At 72.3% G+C, this 19,687-nt stretch carries 17 protein-coding genes; 7 read left to right on the forward strand and 10 right to left on the reverse strand.

From position 1 onward, the window contains the following. Positions 1-80 precede the first annotated feature (80 nt). From ABEB03_RS09065 to ABEB03_RS09080, 4 genes are all read left to right on the forward strand, one after another. Positions 81-1,625, forward strand: a complete 1,545-nt coding sequence (locus tag ABEB03_RS09065) for a helix-turn-helix domain-containing protein (RefSeq protein WP_345644280.1) — start codon at positions 81-83, stop codon at positions 1,623-1,625. Between the two features lie 167 nt (positions 1,626-1,792). Further along, positions 1,793-2,521, forward strand: a complete 729-nt coding sequence (locus ABEB03_RS09070; RefSeq protein WP_345644283.1) for a DUF4232 domain-containing protein — start codon at positions 1,793-1,795, stop codon at positions 2,519-2,521. A gap of 155 nt (positions 2,522-2,676) precedes the next feature. Further along, on the forward strand, positions 2,677-3,579 hold the full coding sequence (locus tag ABEB03_RS09075; protein ID WP_345644286.1) for an SAM-dependent methyltransferase: 903 nt from the start codon (positions 2,677-2,679) through the stop codon (positions 3,577-3,579). Between the two features lie 148 nt (positions 3,580-3,727). Continuing rightward, positions 3,728-4,948, forward strand: coding sequence for an aminotransferase-like domain-containing protein (locus tag ABEB03_RS09080; RefSeq protein WP_425589208.1), 1,221 nt, complete (start codon positions 3,728-3,730; stop codon positions 4,946-4,948). A 39-nt stretch (positions 4,949-4,987) separates the two neighbouring features. Here the strand turns inward: ABEB03_RS09080 and ABEB03_RS09085 are convergent, their stop codons facing one another. Continuing rightward, positions 4,988-5,869: a DUF4253 domain-containing protein gene (locus tag ABEB03_RS09085; protein ID WP_345644289.1), complete on the reverse strand. Its 882-nt coding sequence runs from the start codon at positions 5,867-5,869 to the stop codon at positions 4,988-4,990. 137 nt (positions 5,870-6,006) lie between these two features. Here ABEB03_RS09085 and ABEB03_RS09090 point away from each other — a divergent pair, with 137 nt between their 5' ends. Continuing rightward, positions 6,007-6,237, forward strand: coding sequence for a hypothetical protein (locus ABEB03_RS09090; RefSeq protein WP_345644292.1), 231 nt, complete (start codon positions 6,007-6,009; stop codon positions 6,235-6,237). An 82-nt stretch (positions 6,238-6,319) separates the two neighbouring features. Here the strand turns inward: ABEB03_RS09090 and argS are convergent, their stop codons facing one another. After that, complete coding sequence (argS, locus tag ABEB03_RS09095) at positions 6,320-8,080, reverse strand: arginine--tRNA ligase (protein WP_345644295.1); 1,761 nt, start codon at positions 8,078-8,080, stop codon at positions 6,320-6,322. Between the two features lie 146 nt (positions 8,081-8,226). On the opposite strand from argS, the gene lysS reads away from it, so the two are divergent. Next, positions 8,227-9,966, forward strand: coding sequence for a lysine--tRNA ligase (gene lysS, locus ABEB03_RS09100; protein ID WP_345644298.1), 1,740 nt, complete (start codon positions 8,227-8,229; stop codon positions 9,964-9,966). A 100-nt stretch (positions 9,967-10,066) separates the two neighbouring features. Here lysS and ABEB03_RS09105 read toward each other — a convergent pair whose 3' ends face one another. The 3 genes from ABEB03_RS09105 to ABEB03_RS09115 all read right to left on the reverse strand — a co-directional run bounded on the left by ABEB03_RS09105 (position 10,067) and on the right by ABEB03_RS09115 (position 13,454). Further along, positions 10,067-11,434 (reverse strand): DUF2637 domain-containing protein, encoded by a 1,368-nt coding sequence (locus ABEB03_RS09105; RefSeq protein WP_345644301.1) that lies wholly within the window; start codon positions 11,432-11,434, stop codon positions 10,067-10,069. A gap of 163 nt (positions 11,435-11,597) precedes the next feature. Then, complete coding sequence (locus ABEB03_RS09110; protein WP_345644304.1) at positions 11,598-12,464, reverse strand: DUF3558 family protein; 867 nt, start codon at positions 12,462-12,464, stop codon at positions 11,598-11,600. Between the two features lie 147 nt (positions 12,465-12,611). Continuing rightward, positions 12,612-13,454: a DUF3558 domain-containing protein gene (locus ABEB03_RS09115; RefSeq protein WP_345644307.1), complete on the reverse strand. Its 843-nt coding sequence runs from the start codon at positions 13,452-13,454 to the stop codon at positions 12,612-12,614. Between the two features lie 203 nt (positions 13,455-13,657). On the opposite strand from ABEB03_RS09115, the gene ABEB03_RS09120 reads away from it, so the two are divergent. After that, the gene (locus ABEB03_RS09120; protein WP_345644310.1) at positions 13,658-14,851 is read left to right on the forward strand and encodes an RtcB family protein; all 1,194 of its coding nucleotides are present in this window, start codon (positions 13,658-13,660) and stop codon (positions 14,849-14,851) included. Between the two features lie 164 nt (positions 14,852-15,015). Here the strand turns inward: ABEB03_RS09120 and ABEB03_RS09125 are convergent, their stop codons facing one another. The 5 genes from ABEB03_RS09125 to ABEB03_RS09145 form a co-directional block, all read right to left on the reverse strand. Beyond that, positions 15,016-16,620: an alpha/beta hydrolase gene (locus ABEB03_RS09125; protein WP_345644313.1), complete on the reverse strand. Its 1,605-nt coding sequence runs from the start codon at positions 16,618-16,620 to the stop codon at positions 15,016-15,018. Between the two features lie 205 nt (positions 16,621-16,825). Then, the gene (locus tag ABEB03_RS09130; RefSeq protein ID WP_345644316.1) at positions 16,826-18,082 is read right to left on the reverse strand and encodes a tyrosine-protein phosphatase; all 1,257 of its coding nucleotides are present in this window, start codon (positions 18,080-18,082) and stop codon (positions 16,826-16,828) included. Positions 18,083-18,119: 37 nt separating this feature from the next. Next, positions 18,120-18,302, reverse strand: coding sequence for a hypothetical protein (locus ABEB03_RS09135; protein WP_345644319.1), 183 nt, complete (start codon positions 18,300-18,302; stop codon positions 18,120-18,122). Next, the gene (locus ABEB03_RS09140; RefSeq protein WP_345644322.1) at positions 18,302-19,081 is read right to left on the reverse strand and encodes an SDR family NAD(P)-dependent oxidoreductase; all 780 of its coding nucleotides are present in this window, start codon (positions 19,079-19,081) and stop codon (positions 18,302-18,304) included. The genes ABEB03_RS09135 and ABEB03_RS09140 overlap by 1 nt, the downstream gene beginning before the upstream one ends. A 148-nt stretch (positions 19,082-19,229) precedes the next feature. After that, a complete protein-coding gene (locus ABEB03_RS09145; RefSeq protein ID WP_345644329.1) occupies positions 19,230-19,568 on the reverse strand; it encodes a YnfA family protein in 339 nt (112 codons plus the stop codon). Between the last annotated feature and the right edge of the window lie 119 nt (positions 19,569-19,687).

Consider the following 19,687-nt stretch of genomic DNA (forward strand, 5'->3'; position numbering starts at 1 on the left):
GGAACGGTTGTACGGGGTCTGACCTGGGGGAATGGCATGCCCCTGGAACGCGGCCGCGGGACGCGGGGGATGGGGGAAGGGTGGCGCGGGACGATTTCGCGGAGCTTCTGCGGGAGTTGAAGGAGCGGTCCGGGCTCAGTTACGGGGTGCTGGGGAAACGGCTGCACGTGAGTGCGTCGACGTTGCACCGGTACGTCAACGGGGACGCCGTACCGGCGGACTACGCGCCCGTGGAACGGCTCGCCCGGCTGTGCAAGGCCACTCCCGGCGAACTGCTGGAGCTGCACCGGAGGTGGGTGCGGGCGGACGCGCTGCGGGGCCGCAAGGGAGCGGCGGAGCCGGAGGCGTCGGCGGGGCCTGCGCCCTCCACCGGGTCGGCGCCGGCCGCGGCGGGTGGGCCGAAGACCGGGAACCGGGCAGCAGCGGCCGACGGGACGGTCGTGGCCGACGGGGCGGGGACGGCCGACACGGTGGCGGTGTCCGGCACGATGATGGCGGGCGACACGATGATGGTGGCCGACACGGTGGTGGCGGGCGACGGGGCGCCGGCGGCGCAGGAACCGGGGGCGGCTCACGCGCCGGGGACTTCCTCCGTCGGGGAGGCGCAGGACGAGGCCGGCCTCCCGGGGACGGCCGACGCCGGAGCCGGCTCCTCCGGTGCCACGGACCCCTTCCCCCGCTCACCGGGCGGGTCCGTGCCCGCGCGGGTACGGGTGCCCCGGCGCCGACGCTCCGTCGTGCTCGCCGCAGCCGCCGTGGCCACCGCTGCCGTCGCCGCCGCTCTCGTCGTGAACCTCGTACCCGGCACGGGCGACGACCAGGGCGGGAAGCGGTCCGCCGGGGCCGTCGCGCCGTCCGCCGAGGCCACGCCCGGCACCACGGCGACGGGGACGGGCACGGCGAGTGCCACCGCGGCGCCCGGCACGCGGCACCCGTCGCCCTCGGCGGCGGCCTCGCGCGGCGGCGCCCCGTCGGCGTCCGGCCCCGCGCCGGGCGGCGCCGCACCGGGCTCCGGCGCCGACGAGGGCACCGCGCCCCTGGTCGCCACCAACCCGTACCGGTTCGAAGACCCTTGCAGCCAGCACTACTTGGTGGACCGGGAGCCCGCGCAGGTGCCCCCGCCGCCCGGCGAGCAGGACGCCCGCGGGTGGGTCGGCGCGCTGGGCGGCGTCGCGGGCAAGGACCAGATGCTCGCGCTCACGGTCCAGGGCACCGGAAAGGCGACCGTCGTGCTGGAGGCGCTGCACGTGCGTGTCGTGCACAAGGGCAGCCCGCTCCCCTGGAACGACTACGCGATGGGCGTGGGCTGCGGCGGCAACGTGTCCACGAAGTCCTTCGGCGTGGACCTCGACAACGGGCGCCCGTCGGTCGTGCCGCAGCACGGCCAGCGCGACTTCCCCTACAAGGTCAGCGAGTCCGATCCCGAGGTCTTCTACGTGATGGCGCACGCGCGGGCGCACGACGTCGGCTGGTACCTGGAGCTGGAGTGGTCGAGCGGTACCCGGCACGGGACCGTGCGGATCGACGACCGGGGAAAGGTGTTCCGCACGAGCGGGAACGCGGGACGGCCGGCGTACGACTATCCGCTGGGCGGCAGCGAGTGGCAGACGGCGGCCGTCGGCTAGGCCGGCGCCGGCCGGGTGCGCCGGAGGAACGCGGCGCCGTGCATGGGGATTGTCCGGAGTTTCAGCCTTACGGGCGTAATCCGTCACCGTCGTGTCACAGACCGCCCCGCAGGTGAACCCCGCGAACCGGTCCCGCGCTCTGAAGCGACGAGTGCCGGTGAGGACCGGTGCCTGAACTTCTCTCGGGGGACCGCATGCAGTACGGGACGCAGTACAGGACGGGTGTCCGCAGGGCGGCGCTGGCGATGGCGACCGTGTCGGCGGCCGCCCTGTTCATGACCGCATGTCAGCCGGGCGACGACGGGGCGGGATCCGGCTCCTCGCCGTCGCGTCCACCGGCCGAGCCCGCCGCGTCCAGCGGCGCTCCGTCCGCCGGCACGTCGACGCCGCCCTCGGGGAAGGCCTCTCCCGGCGGTGCGGGCTCGCCGTCCGCGCCGTCCACGCCCGCGGCGGCCAAGGCCTGTGGCGTGTCGGACCTGGAGGCGTCCATGCGCCAGGCCGAGGACCGGCCCGACGGCACCGGAACCGGCGCGGCGGTCGTCCGGTTCACCAACACCTCCGCCGTGCCGTGCACCGTCCAGGGCCACCCGACCGTGGCGGGTGCGGGCAACGGCTCCCCGGACAAGAACCACCCGCTGGCGGTGACGCCCTCGGGCGCCGCGTCCAAGGTGCTGCTCGCGCCGGGCGGCAAGGCCTGGACGAAGCTGACGTTCGTCCAGGTCCAGGGCGAGGCCGACGGCTACTGCGAGTCCGGTTCGACGCCCGTCACGTACCCGACCCTGGTGGTCGGCCTCCCGGGTGCCGGTTCGCACCAGGTCGCCCTGGACGACGGCGTCCTGGCCGAGTGCGACGACACGGTGACCGTCACCGCGGTGTCGGCGACCGAGCCGTCCTGACGACGCGACCGCTGACGTACCGGCTCCGAGCCGTCCTGACGACAGTGCCCGCCCGTACCGGCACGATGCCGTCGTGCCGGAGCGGGCACTATCAAGTCCCTTCGGGAGTTAGGTTGTTGCCCGTTCGATGACCGAACTCCCCAGGGAGAGGCCCCATGCCCGGTGATGCTCTCGGCCAGGACCCCGCCGAGCTGAGAAGGAGGATCGACACCACCAAGGCGCACCCGGCCCGCGTCTACGACGTCTTCCTCGGGGGCAAGGACAACTACCCCGTCGACCGTGACGCCGCCGCCGCGGCGCTCGCGGCGAACCCACGGGGCTACCTCGACGTGCGGCACAACCGGGACTTCCTGCGCCGCGCCGTCACCACGCTGGCCGCGCAGGAGGGCATACGCCAGTTCCTCGACATCGGCACCGGGCTGCCGACGCAGGAGAACGTCCACCAGATCGCCCAGCGCATCGCCGCGGACTCTCGCGTCGTGTACGTCGACAACGACCCGGTGGTCCTCGCGCATGCCCGCGCCCTGCTCACCAGCGGGCCCGAGGGGCGCACCGACTACATCGACGCGGACTTCAAGCAGCCCGGGCAGATCCTCGAACAGGCCGCCAAGACCCTGGACCTCGACGAGCCCGTCGCGCTGGTGCTGGTGGCGATCCTGCACTTCGTCGAGGACGAGGAGGCGTACCCGATCGTGCGCCGGCTGGTCGACGCCCTGCCCTCGGGGAGCCGGCTCGTGCTCACCCACCTCACGGAGGACCTCAACCCGGAGAACATCCGGGCCGTGCAACGCACCTACACGGAACGCGGGTTCACGTTCGTGCTGCGGTCCCGGGCGGAGGTCGAGCGGTTCTTCACGGAGTGCGGGCTGGAGATGGACGAGCCGGGTGTCGTGCCCGCGCACCACTGGCGCCCCGACGGGGCCGCGCCCGCGCCGGAGGCCGCCGATCCCGCCCGTCTCGCCGGGCTCGACGACATCGAGATGGTCCGCTACCGCGACATCAACGACGTCACGGACGCGGACATCAACGTGTACGCCGCCACGGGCGTCAAGCGCTGAACCCCGGTGCGGCCGGGCCGTCCCGGGCCGAGATCCACGGCCCGGGAGGCGTCCGGCGTCCGGATCGCGGAATTGAAAGGTGTAGACGGCAGGGATCTCCGTAGGGTGCGGGACGAAGTGCCGTCGTGGAGTCGCGGACAAGGAGCCCATGGTGACCGTCGTCGAGAACGTTCCCGCCAGGAGCGGCAGTGCACCCGTGCCCGCGCTCGCCGCACGAGCCACCGCGATCGGCGGCTCGCCGGTCCGCGACATCCTCGCGGTCACCGCGCGCCCCGAGGTCATCAACTTCGCGGGCGGCCTGCCCGCGCCGGAGCTGTTCGACGCCGAAGGCATCGCCGCCGCCTACCGCGACGTGCTCGCACAGGTCCCCGAGCGGGCGTTGCAGTACTCGACGACCGAGGGCGAGCCCGCGCTGCGAGCCGCGCTGGCCGAGCGGACCCGCGCCCGCGGACTGCCGACCGGCGCGGACGACGTGCTCGTCACCACCGGTTCGCAGCAGGCGCTGTCCCTGCTCGCCACCGCCCTGCTGGAGCCGGGCGACACGGTGCTCGTCGAAAGTCCCTGCTATCTGGCGGCGCTCCAGGCGTTCTCCTTCGCGGGGGCCCGGATCGTGGCCGTGCCGGGTGACGAGCACGGCCTCGACCCGGACGCGCTGGACGCGTTGACGGCCCGTGAGCGGCCCAAGCTGCTCTACACCGTGCCCACGTTCCAGAACCCCACGGGGCGCACCCTGCCCGGCGAGCGGCGGGCCGCCGTCGCCGCGGTGGCCGCCCGGCGTGGACTGTGGATCGTCGAGGACGACCCGTACGGCGAACTCCGCTTCGAGGGCGAGCGGGTTCCGTGGATCGCCTCCCACGACGGGGCGGCGGACCGGACCGTGCTGCTGGGCTCCTTCTCCAAGGTGATGGCGCCCGGGATGCGGCTGGGCTGGCTGCGGGCGCCCGCGGCACTGCGCCGCGCGTGTGCCGTCGCCAAGCAGGCCGCCGACCTGCACACCCCGACCGTCAACCAGCTCGCCGCCGCACGGTACTTGGCCGACCGGGACCTGGACGCCCATGTGGCCGGGGTCGCCGCCGTGTACCGGGAGCGGCGCGACGCCATGCTCGCCGGCATCGCCGAGGCACTGCCCGCCGGATCGTCCTGGACCCGTCCGGAGGGCGGCATGTTCCTCTGGGCGCGGCTGCCCGAGTCGTACGACACCACGGCCCTGCTCCCGCGCGTGGTGGAGCAGGACGTGGCGTACGTGCCCGGAGCCCCCTTCTACGCCGCCGCACCCGATCCGGCGACGCTGCGGCTGTGCTTCGTCACGCAGACCCCGGAAGAGATCGCGGAGGGGCTGCGGCGGCTCGGGACCGGGCTGCGCGGCTAGACCGCCGACCCGAGCGCCACCGTCGGCCTCACCCGCGGCTCAGTCCCACCAGAAGGACCAGACCTGCCGGCCGAGCACCTCGTGCGCCGCGTAGTCACGCAGGACCTCGTGATGGCCCTGCGTGATGTTGTCCGGGCAGAAGGCGAAGTGCTCGGCGGCGACGGCCTCGGCCTCCGCCTGGGTGTTCGGCGGGGCGGCCACCGACAGGACCAGCTGGTCGAAGGTGAGCGCGACGACGCGTATGCCGAAGCGGTCCTCCCACGAGCGCAGGACGGTGCACAGCCGCGCCACGTCGTTCTCGTGGTTGACCGGGCCGGTCCAGCCGATCGCCGCAGGGATGTCCGCGCTGCGCCGCGCCGGTACGAGCGCGAGGCGCGGGTCCTTCAGCCACGAGCCGCCGTCCGCGAGGGCACCGGCGACCTCGGCGGCGCGGGCGTCGGGGTCGACCCCCTGCCCGGTGGCGGGTGCGAGGCCCGGCCACGCGGGGCCGTACGGCGCGATCGTCTCGTCGAACGTGTGGGGTTCGCCGAAGATCTCGACGACCTTCTCCTTGCCGGGGTAGTCCTCGTCGGCGTCCGGCGCGTCCGCCGCGTACTCGTCCCAGAACTCCGCGAGCACCTCCTCGGCGTCGTGGTCGCCCGGATACGTCATCTCGTCCGGCATCAACGCCCAGTCCTGCGGGCCGCCCTGGTCGCCCCCCACGTCCAGGAGCACCGGGAGAAGGCCGGACGTCCGCCGGGCGGGCTCCAGCGCCGCCCAGCCGCCGGGTTGCGCCGGGACGTCGGCGTGCCACAGCAGCGGCTCGTGCCAGGGGCCCTCGTCGGTCGCGTCGACCAGTGTCCCGGGCGGGAGTTCAAGCCCGAGCGAGGCGCCGCTCGGGTCGGCCGCGAGCTGCGGCAGCGCGTTCGGAAGTGTCGCCATGCCGGTGACTCTAGGGTCCGCCACTGACAACGCGCCCCGCCCCTCCCGCGGGGCGGACCGGCCGGCCCCGCGGCGGGCGAACGGACCGCAACACCGTTGAACGGACGAGGTGTTGGCTGATCGGCGTCAGTGCCGCGATGGCTGCCGGTGACGGTTGTTGCATCGGAGGAGCGGGTGCCCGGCGGGGGCGCGGCGGGCTCGACGTCCACGGCGACGGGCGCGGCTGCACCACCTCCACCGGCGAGTTCACCGTGACCAGGCCGGCGCGCGGGGACGACGGCGCCGTCGAGGCGTTCGCGGCGACCTTCGTCCAGCACTGCGAGGGTGGTGCCGCCGCGCTGCGGGGCACCATCCACTACTACGCCTGACAGGCGGACGGCCCCGGCGGGACGGTCGCTGCCGTCCCGCCGGGGCCGTCGTCGGGCCGTGTCCGCCCGGACGCCCGCGGTGTCAGAGCCGCTCGGGCGTCCGGATGCCCAGCAGGGCCATGCCCTGGTGCAGCGTGCGGGCCGTCACGTCGCACAGGAAGAGGCGGTTCTCCACCTGCTGCGGCGTCTCGGCCTTCAGGACCGGGCACTTGTCGTAGAAGGTCGTGTACAGCGACGCCAGCTGGTAGAGGTACGCGGCCAGCTTGTGCGGGGCGTACTCGGTGGCCGCCTCGGCGACGACCTCGGCGAAGGCGTCGATGTGCAGCCCCAGCGCCCGCTCCGCCCCGGCCAGTTCGAGCTCCGGGTGCGCGGCCGGGCGCACCTCGCCGGCCTTCCGCAGGATCGACTGGATACGGGCGTACGCGTACTGGAGGTAGACGGACGTGTCGCCGTTCAGCGAGACCATCTGGTCCAGGTCGAACTTGTAGTCCCGGTTCGCCGACGTCGACAGGTCCGCGTACTTCACCGCGCCGATGCCCACCTGGGCACCCCGCTCGGTGATCTCCGCCTCGGACAGGTCCAGCGCCTTCTCCCGCACGACCGCGGAGGCCCGCTCGACCGCCTCGTCCAGCAGGTCGACCAGCCGGACCGTCTCGCCCTCACGCGTCTTGAAGGGCTTGCCGTCCTTGCCGAGGACCGTGCCGAAGGCGAGCTGGTGGGCCTTCACGTCGTCGTTCAGCCAGCCGGCCCTGCGCGCGGTCTCGAAGACCATCTTGAAGTGCAGGGACTGGCGGGCGTCCACGACGTAGATGAGCGACGTCGCCTTCAGGTTGAAGACGCGGTCCCTGATCGCGGAGAGATCCGTCGCCGCGTAGCCGTAGCCGCCGTCGGACTTCCGCACGATCAGCGGGACCGGGTTGCCGTCCGGGCCCTTCACGTCGTCGAAGAACACGCACAGCGCGCCGTCCGAGCGGACCGCCACGCCCGACTCCTCCAGGAGGCGGCACGTCTCGTCCAGCATGTCGTTGTAGCCGGACTCGCCGACCACGTCCGCGTCGCTGATCTCCATGTCCAGCTTGTCGAAGACCGAGTAGAAGTAGATCTTCGACTCGTCCACGAACTTCTGCCACATGGCCAGCGTCTCGGGCTCGCCCGCCTGGAGGTCGACCACCCGGCGCCGTGCCCGGGTCTTGAACTCCTCGTCGGAGTCGAAGACCGTCCTGGCGGCCTTGTAGAGCCGGTTCAGGTTCGACATGGCCTCCTCGCCGGAGACCGCGCCGCCCTTGTGGTCCAGCTCGTGCGGGTGCTCGATCAGGTACTGGATGAGCATGCCGAACTGGGTGCCCCAGTCGCCGATGTGGTGGCGCCGCACGACCGTCTCGCCGGTGAACTCCAGCAGCTGGACGACCGCGTCGCCGATCACCGCGGACCGCAGGTGGCCGACGTGCATCTCCTTCGCCACGTTCGGCTGGGCGTAGTCGATGACCGTGGTGCCCGGGTGATCGGCGACGGGCACGCCGAGGCGCGCGCCGTCCTCGTACCGCGCGGCGAGGTTCCCGGTGATCGCCCTGTCGGTGATCGTGACGTTCAGGAAGCCGGGGCCGGAGACCTCGATGTCCTGGATCACGTCACCCGACTCGACCTGCGCGACGACCTGGGTGGCCAGCTCCCGCGGGTTGGCCTTGGCCTTCTTCGCGAGCGCCAGGATGCCGTTGGCCTGGAAGTCGGCCCGGTCGCTTCGTCGCAGCAGCGGGTCCGCGGAACCGGCCTCCGGCAGAGCTGCCGAGAGGGCGTCCGCGAGGCGCTGGTGGACGGAAGCGGTGAGGGACGTGACCGAGGCCATGGAGTGAGTGCCGTTCTGCTCGGGTTCCGGGAGTTTCTCAGTACAGAAAACCCAGTATCCCATGCGGTGAAAAGCCGTTTTCGCGGTTCGGGTCCGAGCTGGGAGAATGGACGCGTCAGCCGTACTGGCGTATGAGAAAGAAGGACGTGCCGATCGTGGCTCAGAGCACCGAGACCACCGACTGGGTCTCCCGTTACGCGGATGAGGTCATCGCCGAGTCGGAGCGTCGGGCCCCGGGCAAACCGGTCGTCGTCGCGTCCGGGCTCTCGCCCTCCGGCCCCATCCACCTCGGCAACCTGCGCGAGGTCATGACCCCGCACCTCGTCGCCGACGAGATCCGCCGCCGCGGGTACACCGTGCGGCACCTGCTGTCCTGGGACGACTACGACCGTTACCGCAAGGTCCCGGCCGGCGTCCCCGGCATCGACGAGTCCTGGGCGGAGCACATCGGCAAGCCGCTGACGTCCGTCCCGGCCCCGGTGGGCTCGGAGTACCCGAACTGGGCCGAGCACTTCAAGGCCGCCATGGTCGAGGCGCTGGCCGAGCTGGGCGTCGAGTACGACGGGATCAGCCAGACGGAGCAGTACACCTCGGGCGCCTACCGCGACCAGGTGCTCTTCGCGATGAAGCACCGCGGCGACATCGACGCGATCCTCGACCAGTACCGGACCAAGAAGGCCCCCGCCAAGAAGCAGGGCCAGAAGCCGGTCGACGAGGCCGAACTGGAGGCCGCCGAGGGTTCCGGCGCCGCCGCCGAGGACGACGGCAGCGGCACTTCGGGCTACTTCCCGTACAAGCCGTACTGCGGCCGGTGCGAGAAGGACCTCACCACCGTCACGGCGTACGACGACGAGACGACCGAGCTGACCTACACCTGCTCCGCCTGCGGTTTCTCCGAGACCGTCCGGCTGAGCGAGTTCGACCGCGGCAAGCTGGTCTGGAAGGTCGACTGGCCGATGCGCTGGGCGCACGAGGGCGTGATCTTCGAGCCGAGCGGTGTCGACCACTCCTCGCCCGGCTCGTCGTTCCAGGTCGGCGGGCAGATCGTCGGGATCTTCGGCGGCAAGCAGCCCATCGGCCCGATGTACGCCTTCGTCGGCATCTCCGGCATGGCGAAGATGTCCAGCAGCAAGGGCGGCGTGCCCACGGCCGCGGACGCGCTCCAGATCATGGAACCGCAGCTGCTGCGCTGGCTGTACGCCCGCCGTCGCCCCAACCAGTCGTTCAAGATCGCCTTCGACCAGGAGATCCAGCGGCTGTACGACGAGTGGGACAAGCTCGCCGGCAAGGTCGCCGACGGCTCGGTCCTCCCGGCCGACGCCGCCGCGTACGCGCGCGCGGTGGGCACGGCCGCGGGGGAGCTGCCGAGGACGCCCCGCCCGATGCCCTACCGCACGCTCGCCTCCGTCGCCGACATCACCGCCGGTGCCGAGGACCAGACCCTGCGCATCCTCAGCGAGCTCGACCCGCAGAACCCGCTCGGCTCGCTCGACGAGGTCCGGCCCCGGCTCGGCAAGGCCGAGACCTGGATCAACACGCAGGTCCCCGCCGAGGAGCGCACCGTCGTCCGCGACGAGCCGGACGCCGACCTGCTGGGGTCCCTCGACGAGCAGGGCCGCGCCTCGCTGCGCCTGCTCCTGGAGGGCCTGGAGGAGAACTGGTCCCTGGACGGCCTGACCCACCTCGTCTACGGCGTCCCCAAGGTCCAGGCCGGCTACAGCGCCGACGCGACCGCCAAGGAGCTCCCGCCGGAGATCAAGGTCGCCCAGCGCACCTTCTTCGCGCTGCTCTACCACCTGCTCGTCGGGCGCGACACGGGCCCGCGCCTGCCCACGCTGCTGCTCGCGGTCGGGCAGGAGCGCGTGCGCAAGCTGCTCGGCGCGTAACGCCCCGGACGGTACGGCGAAGGGGGGCTCCCGGTGATCACCGGGAGCCCCCCTTCCGTCCGTTCACGTCCGCCCGGGCTCCGGGCGCCGCGGCCACCCCTCAGGCGATGTGGTCCTCCTCCAGCTCCGCGTTGAAGCGGTTCTGGAAGCGGTCCGTGAGGTTCTTCAGCGCGCTGGGGCTGAGCGTCGTGCCATAGGTGGCCTCGATGTTGTCGCCGAGGACGCGCGGCGTGGGGAAGCTGCCGTCTATCGACTGACGGAACACCTGGTAGTACGCCTCCTCCTGGGCCTTCTCGTCCGACTGCGCGGACTGCTCCTCACGCGGCGAGGGGATCGGCAGCTGCTCGGGCTCCGGGGTGCCGCCGCCCTCGCCCAGCTGCCGCGTACGGCCGCCGGCTCCCGCGGGGATCGGGAAGCTGCCGGTCTCCTCCGGGCCGGGCTCGTACATCGGGTGCTGCTGCTCTTCGTGCCACTGCCACCCCTCCTGCTCGGCGGCGTACGTGGGGTCGTACGGCGGCTCGTAGGCAGGGTCGTAGCCGCCCTCGTAGACGATGTTCTGCCCGGGCTGGGCGAACCAGGGGTTGCCGTCCGGCTGCGGCTGCTGCCCGTACTCCGGCTGCTCGGCGGGCGCGGGCCGGTCGTCGTCCGGCGTGCTGCGCTGCTGGTCCTGGGGCGACGCGGCCTGCGGGACGGGCGCCTGCCCGGCGGCGCGGCCGTCCGCGGCGGGGACGGCCGTCTCCAGCTCCGGCTGCTTCGGCGCCGGCGGAAGCAGGGCCGGCTCGATGCCTGCGGCGGCCAGGCCGGAGGGCGCGGTCTCGGCGAGGGGGACGCCGTAGCGGGCGAGGCGCAGGGGCATCAGGGATTCGACGGGTGCCTTGCGGCGCCAGGCGCGGCCGAAGCGGGAGCGGAGCCGGGCCTGGTAGACGAGGCGTTCCTGTTCGAGCTTGATGACCGCTTCGTAGGAGCGCAGCTCCCACAGCTTCATGCGGCGCCACAGCAGGAAGGTGGGCACCGGGGACAGCAGCCAGCGGGTGAGGCGGACGCCTTCCATGTGCTTGTCGGCGGTGATGTCGGCGATCCGGCCGATCGCGTGCCGGGCGGCTTCGACGGCGACGACGAAGAGGATCGGGATGACGGCGTGCATGCCGACGCCGAGCGGGTCGGGCCAGGCCGCCGCTCCGTTGAACGCGATGGTGGCCGCCGTCAGCAGCCATGCCGTCTGGCGCAGCAGCGGGAAGGGGATCCTGATCCAGGTCAGCAGCAGGTCCAGGGCGAGCAGGACACAGATGCCGGCGTCGATGCCGATCGGGAAGACGTAGGAGAAGTTCCCGAAGCCCTTCTTGATCGCGAGCTCGCGGACGGCGGCGTACGAACCGGCGAAGCCGATACCGGCGATGATCACCGCACCGGTGACGACCACGCCGATGAGTATGCGGTGCATCCGTGTCAGCTGCAGTGGCGCGGCCACCCGTACTCCCCTCCCAGTGCGTGTTGTTGCGCGCAACAGGGTGGCACATGTGTGCGGCCCACGGGCGCCCGGCATGGAACGAGCCCGGTCCCGAAAGGGACCGGGCCCGGGCAAAAGCCCTTACCGGACCACGAGTTGGGCCGTGGACCGGGCGAGAAACGCGTCAGCTCTTCTTCGCCGCGGAGGCGGACGGCTTCGCGCTCTTCGAGGAGCTCTTGGACGGCGACGCCGACTTCGACGCCGGCTTGGAGGCCGACCCCGACGGGGAGGCGCCCGCGTCGGCGCCCCCGTCCTTGTTGGCGGCGGTGACCGCGGCCACCGCCTCCTTCGCGGCCTTCTTCGCGTCCTTCAGCAGGTCGGCCGCGCTCGGGGACTTCTCGCCCGCGAGACCGGCGCCGTTGTAGTCGAGGGTGACGACCACGTTCTCGACGCGCGCCACGATCGTCTGCTGCTTGAAGGAGCCTTCCTTCTTCTTCAGGTCGTAGCTGACGGCGGTCGCCTCGTCGCCCGTCCCGGAGACCGGCTCGGTCTTGGTGTTCTTCGCGCCCGTCGCGCTCTGCGCGCCCTTGACCTGCTTCTCGAAGTAGCTGTGCGCCTGCTGGTCGCCCTCGCCGCGCGAGTCCGAGTCGAACCGCAGCAGCGCCACGTTCAGCCAGCGGAACTGCGAGCCCTTCACGCCGTTGTTGTCGAGGCTGTTCCAGTAGCAGTTGCCCCGCGCCGACACGTCGTCGGACTTGCCCTCTTTGCCGGACTTGACGCCCTTGGGGACCAGTTCGCCCAGCGTCTTCTTCGACAGCACCGCGCACGGCTCGGGGAGCTTCGCGTACGCCGCCGGCTGCACGGCGTTCGCACTGGCACTCGCCGACGCCTTCGCGTCCGGGCTCGCACCGCCGCTCTTCTTCGCGTCGTCACCGGAGCCGGAGTCGGAGGAGCAGCCCGCGGCGACGAGCATCACCGGAACGGCGGCTGCGCTGACAAGGATGCGGGTGAATCGCGGTGCTCGGCCTGCTCGCTGTGCTGGTCGGTGCATGGTTCCTTCACTCGTAGGGCTCGTGGTACGGCCGCACGTGGCGCGTGCGACCGGTCGGGTCCGAGGGGCCACGGTACGCGGTGGGGCGACCCGGCGGTTCCCCTTCGGGCGGTTCGGCCACGGAGGCGGACCCGAGCCCCGGGCCCGTCAACCGTCGAGTGTGTCGGCCAGCTTCTGGGCCAGTTTCCGCGCTCTGTCCTGCATTTCCTTGCTGTCCGGAGCCTCCGTGGAGGCGGTCGGCTGCTCCGCGTACTCGATCGTCACGATCACGTTCGACGTGCGGAAGACCACAGTCACCGTGCGCGCCCGCGCCGTCGCGGCGGCGCTCAGCCGGTCGTCGAGGTATGCCTCGTCGCCGACGTCGTCGAGCGTGCGGGGCTGGAGGTCCGCCGGGGTCGCGCTCGCGGACGCGGAGGGGGCCGAGGCGGAGGCGGAGGAAGAGGAGGACGAGGAGGACGGGGAGGACGAGGCCGACGCGTCGCCGCCGGGCGCACCGGTGCCGGATCCGGCGGTGGGGCCGGAGGCGGAACCGGAGCCGGCGGGCTCGGGCAGGTCGGCCGCCGTCTCCTTGCCCGCGTAGATCTCCCGGGCCTTGTTGTCGTCGCTCACCGTGTTGTCGTACGAGGCGACGCGCTCGAAGTCGACGAGCAGGCGGTCGGAGGCGGACGTCGACTCCACCTTCCAGCGGCACCCGTCGCGCCGGTCCGTGTCGTAGGTGGGCGTGGCCTCGCCCGCGTACGCCTTCTCGCGCTGCTTCTCGTCGGCGATCTGCTCGATCCCGGGCAGCAGCGTGTCGAGGGTGTCGTGGCTCACCGCGCTGCACGCCTCCGGGAGCGTGCGGTACTTGCCGGGCCGGGCCGGCGCCACCGTGCCCGTGTCACTGCCCTTGGAGTCCGTCTCCGAGCCGCCGTCGGCCGAACCGCCCGTGCAGCCCGCCAGCAGCGCCGCCAGGAGCGCGGCGACGCCGGGTACGTATGCCTTCCGCCGCACGGCCAGGCTCCTCTCGACGCGTCCCGGCGGCTCGTCCGCCCGGGGTGCCCAGTGCTTAATCGGTTGCCGCCCGAGGGCGACACCTGGAGACAATGTGTATCGCACGCACGGCCGTGGACGCCGGTCCGTTGTCCCATACGTCGACCTTGGCGCCGGTTTTGCGATTTACGACTTCTGATGGTTTTCGGGGGAATGAGGACGATATGAGTTACGTAGAGATGCCGGGTGCGAAGGTCCCCATCCGCATGTGGACCGATCCGGCGTCCGTGGAGGACGTGGCGCTGCGCCAGCTCCAGAACGTGGCGACCCTCCCGTGGATCAAGGGCCTCGCCGTGATGCCCGACGTGCACTACGGCAAGGGCGCGACCGTCGGCTCCGTCATCGCCATGCGGGACGCCGTGTGCCCCGCCGCGGTGGGCGTGGACATCGGCTGTGGAATGTCCGCCGTCAGGACCTCGCTGACCGAGAACGACCTCCCGGGCGACCTGTCGCGACTGCGCTCCAAGATCGAGGAGGCGATTCCGGTCGGCCGCGGGATGCACGACTCCGCGATCGACCCGGGACGCTTCCACGGGATGGCCACCGCCGGCTGGGACGACTTCTGGGGACGGTTCGACGGGGTCGCGGAAGCGGTCAAGTTCCGGCAGGAGCGGGCTACCCTCCAGATGGGGACGCTCGGCGGCGGCAACCACTTCGTCGAGGTGTGCGTCGACACGTCCGGAGCGGTGTGGCTCATGCTGCACTCGGGTTCGCGCAACATCGGCAAGGAACTCGCCGAGCACCACATCGGCGTCGCCCAGAAGCTCCCGCACAACCAGGGACTCGTCGACCGCGACCTCGCGGTCTTCGTCGCCGACACCCCGCAGATGGCCGCCTACCGCAACGACCTGTTCTGGGCGCAGGAGTACGCGAAGCACAACCGCGCGCTCATGATGGGCCTCCTCAAGGACGTGATCCGCAAGGAGTTCCGGAAGGCGAAGCCGACCTTCGAGCAGGAGATCTCCTGCCACCACAACTACGTGGCGGAGGAGCGGTACGAGGGCATGGACCTGCTCGTCACCCGCAAGGGCGCGATCCGCGCGGGCTCCGGCGAGTACGGGATCATCCCCGGCTCGATGGGCACCGGTTCGTACATCGTGAAGGGCCTCGGCAACGAGAAGGCGTTCAACTCCGCCTCGCACGGCGCCGGCCGGCGCATGAGCCGCAACGCGGCCAAGCGCCGCTTCTCCACGAAGGACCTGGAGGAGCAGACGCGCGGGGTCGAGTGCCGCAAGGACTCCGGCGTCGTCGACGAGATCCCGGGCGCCTACAAGCCGATCGAGCAGGTCATCGACCAGCAGAGCGACCTCGTGGAGGTCGTGGCGAAGCTCAAGCAGGTCGTCTGCGTGAAGGGCTGACGGCCGGCACTCCACCGGCCCGAAGGGCCCCGGACCGTACGGTCCGGGGCCCTTCGTCGTACGGGGGACCGGTTGGGGAGGCCGGCTTCCGGGGCGGGCGACGTCGGCAGGGTGTCGCTTTCCCGGGCGGGTGCCGCCTTGCCGGGTGACGCAGGCGGCAGGGATCAGGTGCTGTCGGCCGTCGCTCCGCCGCCGGTGGCCATCCCGCCGGTCGGCTTGGGCGCCGGGAAGGGGGGAGTGTCCTGCCGGCAGTGCGTTCCGGCCGGAGGGAGCACGCCGTCGATCAAGTAGCGGCTCTCGTGTTCCGCGACGCAGCCGCTGGGGTTGTACATCGCGGTGTGGCCGTACCCGTCGTGGGTGAGCAGACGGGCGTCGCCCAGTTCCCGGGCCATGCCCTGCGAACCCGGATACGGGGTGGAGGGGTCGTAGGTGGTGCCGACCACCAGGACGGGGTGGGCCGTCGGCTTGTTCCACGAGCCGCGGTAGCGGTCGGCCGCGACGGCCGGCCAGACGGCGCACGGCGAGGCGGCCCACGCCCAGTAGCGCCCGACGTCGCCCGCACGCGCTGCGGCGGTGTCCTCCTGCGCCGGGTACGCGGCGATGTCACGCGGATTGGGGCTGTCGCCGCACAGCACCGCGGCGGCCTGTTCCTCGCCCAGGTACGGACTCGGATGCGGGACCGGCGGTGCGGGCGGAGTCGCCGGCGCCTGCGGGGCACGCCCCTGCCACAGGCCCTGCAGCCGGGTCGCGAGGTCCGCCCACCCCGGATGCACGATGTAGAGGCCGCTCACCACTTCGGCGACCGTGCGGGCGTAGGTCCATTCACCCACCGGGTGCTCCCGGAGGCGCCGCAGCAACTGCTCGAACTTGTCCCGGGTCGCCTTCGGGCTGTCGGCGGCGAAGGCGCAGCGGGTGGCACCGGCGGACCCGCACAGGGTGAGGAAACGGTCCAGGACCGCCGCCGCGCTCCGGTCCGAGCCCATCCGCAGGAACGTCGTCAGCGAGGCGTCGTCGGAGCCGTGGTTCGTCCATGCCTGCGGATCGATGTTGCTGTCGAGGGTCATGGCGCGGACCCTGCCGGGGAAGAGCCCGGCGTACGTGGCGCCGAGGATCGTTCCGTAGGAGACGCCCATGAAGGTGAGCTGCGGGTCGCCCACCGCCCGGCGGAGCTGGTCGAGGTCGCGGGCGGTGTCGGCGGTCGACACATGACGCAGGAGCTCGGGGTCCCGCTGCTGACAGCGCCGGGCCAGATCCTGGTACGCGGAGGCCCAGACCGTCCGCTGCCGCTCGCCCACCGGGAACCCGGCCGGTTTGCCGGCGCCCCACGCCTCGGCCTCCTCGGCGCTCGCGAAGCAGTTCACCGCGGTGCTGTTGCCGACACCCCGTGGATCCCAGCTCACGATGTCGAACCGCTCCCGCACCTCGCGGGGGAAAGCCCCGTAGTTCTGCGGCATCTGCACGGTTCCCGGACCGCCGGGTCCGCCGGGGTTGAAGAACAGGGTGCCGATGCGCCGCCCGGGTCCGGTCGCCTTGTGCCGGATGACCGCCAGGTCGATGAGGCGACCGCCCGGATCGCGGTAGTCCAGCGGCACCTTCGCGGTCGCGCAGTCGTACGGGCTGCCCTGGACGCAGGGGATCCAGTCCAGCCGGGGGGCAGGTACGGAAGCGGCGGACGTGGCGCCGGCCGCGGCGGGGTCCGGCCCGGTCAGCGCCGTCGAGCAGACCAGCACCGCGGCGACGAACGCGGCATGACCTCTGCGGCCCGGCATGGGCCCGGATATTCGCATCCCCTGTCCTTTCACGGCCGAGTCGCTGCCCGGCCGAACGCCGGAGCCGCCCACGCTCCGGGCGTCGGCAGGCACCGCGTCCACGACACCGCGACCCGGCGGGGCACGCGAGCCGACCGCATCCGAATGGCCGATCCGCCGCTGTGAGGGAGCCTTCTGCCATGTGGCCGATGAAGAGAGAGGCAGGTCAGAGACGCTTCTCGAAGAGCGTCACCGTGTACGGGCCGTCCCAGCCGCCCGCCACGGTCTGCCTGCCGACCGGGGTGTAGCCCGCCGCGCGGTAGTAGGTGTGCAGGCGCGGGTTGTCGGTCAGGCAGTCCAGGCGGGTGGCGGTGCGTCCGGCGGCCGCCGTGCGGCGTTCCGCCTCCGCCAGCATGTGGCGGCCCGTGCCGGGCGGCGCCGTCGAACGGTCCGTCATCAGCCGGTGGACATAGGCCGCGGTGGGGGGTTGGGGCCCCCAGGCCGCCGGGTCGGACCACCACAGCTCCCAGGCGCCCACCACCTGTTCGCCGTGGAGCGCCAGCCACACCTCGCCCTCCGTCAGACGCGCGCGGAAGTGGCTCTCCGTCATATGGCCCGGTTTCCACTGGTCGATGCCGCGGGTCAGCTGCCAGCGGGCCGCTTCGTCCCGGAGCCGGACCAGGGTGGAGAGGTCGGCCTCGGCGGCGCGGCGGAACGCGAGCGGCGCGGGGGCGACCGGCACGGTGGTGGGCGGCCCGTCCAGGAGGGCCGCCCGGAGTCGCTCGACGAACACGGTGTCCAGGCCCAGCGCGTCCCGGACGTACCCCTCCACCGAGCCGTGGCGGGACTTCAGGCCCGCGAGGAAACCGGTCATCACCTCGGCCGGTGCGTGGCCGTAGCCCGGCCAGGTCAGGGAACGGTCCGGGTTCGCCGCCCGCCAGTCCGCGCGCAGCGCGGCCGTCGCCCGTTCGGTGAGCGTGAAGTCCTCGACGACCGCGTCCTCGGGGACTCCCAGCAGCGACAGCACCAGCGCGGCCACCAGACCCGTACGGTCCTTGCCCGACGCGCAGTGGAAGACCACGGGGCCCTCGTCCGCCGTCGCGATCAGCTCCAGCGTCTCGCGGATCTCCGCCACGCCGTCCGCGGCGACCTCCGCGTAGCGTGCCGCGAGGTACGGGCCCGGGTCGACGGACGGGGCCAACGCCGCCTGGTCGTAGGGGCGGTGCTCGATGCTCAGATTGCGGTACGCGAGCGAGGGGTGCTCGGGGACCCGGCCCTTGCCCTCGATCTCCCACGGGTAGCGCAGGTCGATCACCGTGCGGATGCCCAGCGACAGGAAGAGGTCCCAGTCGTCGCCTTCGAGCTTGCCCAGCGAGTCCGCCCGGAACAGCCGGCCCGGACGGACCGTGCGGCCGTCCGCGGTCGTTCGGCCGCCCAGGTCACGGAAGTTGTGCAGACGCCTGAAGGGTATGTGTCCGTTCACATCGTGCGAGCGTACGTGGACGGTGCGTCGGGTGCGGTCACTTCGCGTGCCGCACCGCGTAGATCATGACGAACGCCACGATGTGGATGCCGAAGAGGAAGTACGCCAGGTAGTACCAGACCATCCGCTCGTTCTTCTTCTCCTCGGCCAGGCGGCGTTGTTCGAGCGTGGGGGTGGTGTGGGGTTCCGGGACAGAGGGTTCTTCGGCGGAGTCCGGCATCACAGGTCCCGGTGGACCTTCGTGTTCGACGCCTGCGCGCGGGGGCGGACGACGAGCAGGTCGATGTTGACGTGGCTGGGCCGGGTCACCGCCCACGTGATGGTGTCCGCGACGTCGTCCGCCGTGAGCGGCTCGGCGACACCCGCGTACACCTTGGCGGCCTTCTGGGTGTCCCCGCCGAAGCGGGTCAGCGCGAACTCGTCCGTCTTGACCATGCCCGGCGCCACCTCGATCACGCGGACCGGCGTGCCGACGATCTCCAGGCGCAGGGTCTCGGCCAGCACGTGCTCGGCGTGCTTGGCCGCGACGTAGCCGCCCCCGCCCTCGTACACGCCGTGGCCCGCCGTCGAGGACAGCACCACCACGGTGCCGTCGCCGCTCGCGGTGAGCGCGGGCAGCAGGGCCTGTGTGACGTTCAGGGTGCCGATGACGTTCGTCTCGTACATCTGACGCCAGTCGGCGGGGTCGCCGGTCGACACCGGGTCCGCGCCGAGCGCGCCGCCCGCGTTGTTGACCAGGACGCCGATCGTCTTGAACGCGGTGGCGAACTCGTCGACCGCCGCGCGGTCCGTGACGTCGAGCGCGTACGCCGTCGCCTGGCCGCCGGCCGCGCCGATCTCCTCCGCGAGCGCCTCGATGCGGTCCTTGCGGCGGGCCGTCAGCACGACGCGGTAGCCGGCCGCGGCGAGCTGCCTCGCCGTTGCCGCGCCGATACCGCTGCTCGCGCCGGTCACGACGGCGATGCGGGAGGGGGCGGCGGGCGCGGCGGGCGCGGTCATGTCTGGCTCCTCGGCTGGCGCGGTGGTGTCGCGGCGGTGTGCGCCGTGCGTGGCGATCGGTCCTGGCGGGGCGATCGGTTCCGGCATCGGCTCTGTCAGGGTAGGCGACGGGGTCGGTGGGCGGCTCGACGGTCCGAGGGGTGGGAGGTCAGCCGCCGTTTCTCGGAGCCCACATGATCACGGCCATTCCAGCCAGGCAGATCGCCGCCCCGGTGATGTCCCAGCGGTCGGGGCGGTAGCCGTCCGCGACCACGCCCCACAGGATCGAGCCGGCGACGAAGATCCCGCCGTACGCCGCGAGGATGCGGCCGAAGTGCGCGTCCGGCTGGAAGGTGGCGACGAAGCCGTAGGCGCCGAGGGCGAGGATGCCGCCGGTGATCCAGAGCCAGCCTCGATGCTCGCGCAGGCCCTGCCAGATCAGCCATGCGCCGCCGATCTCGAAGAGGGCGGCGACGACGAAGAGAGCTGCCGAGCGGGCGATGAGCATGCGGTCACTCTTGCATGGGGGTGTGGGGAGGGTCGGGGTGCGTGGGTGGACTCGGCGGGGGTGGGGGCGCGGGGCGTGGGCTTCACCTGATGGACGGCGCCTGGGGGTGGTCTGGGGTG

Source organism: Streptomyces siamensis, from assembly GCF_039543605.1.
GTDB lineage: Bacteria > Actinomycetota > Actinomycetes > Streptomycetales > Streptomycetaceae > Streptomyces > Streptomyces siamensis.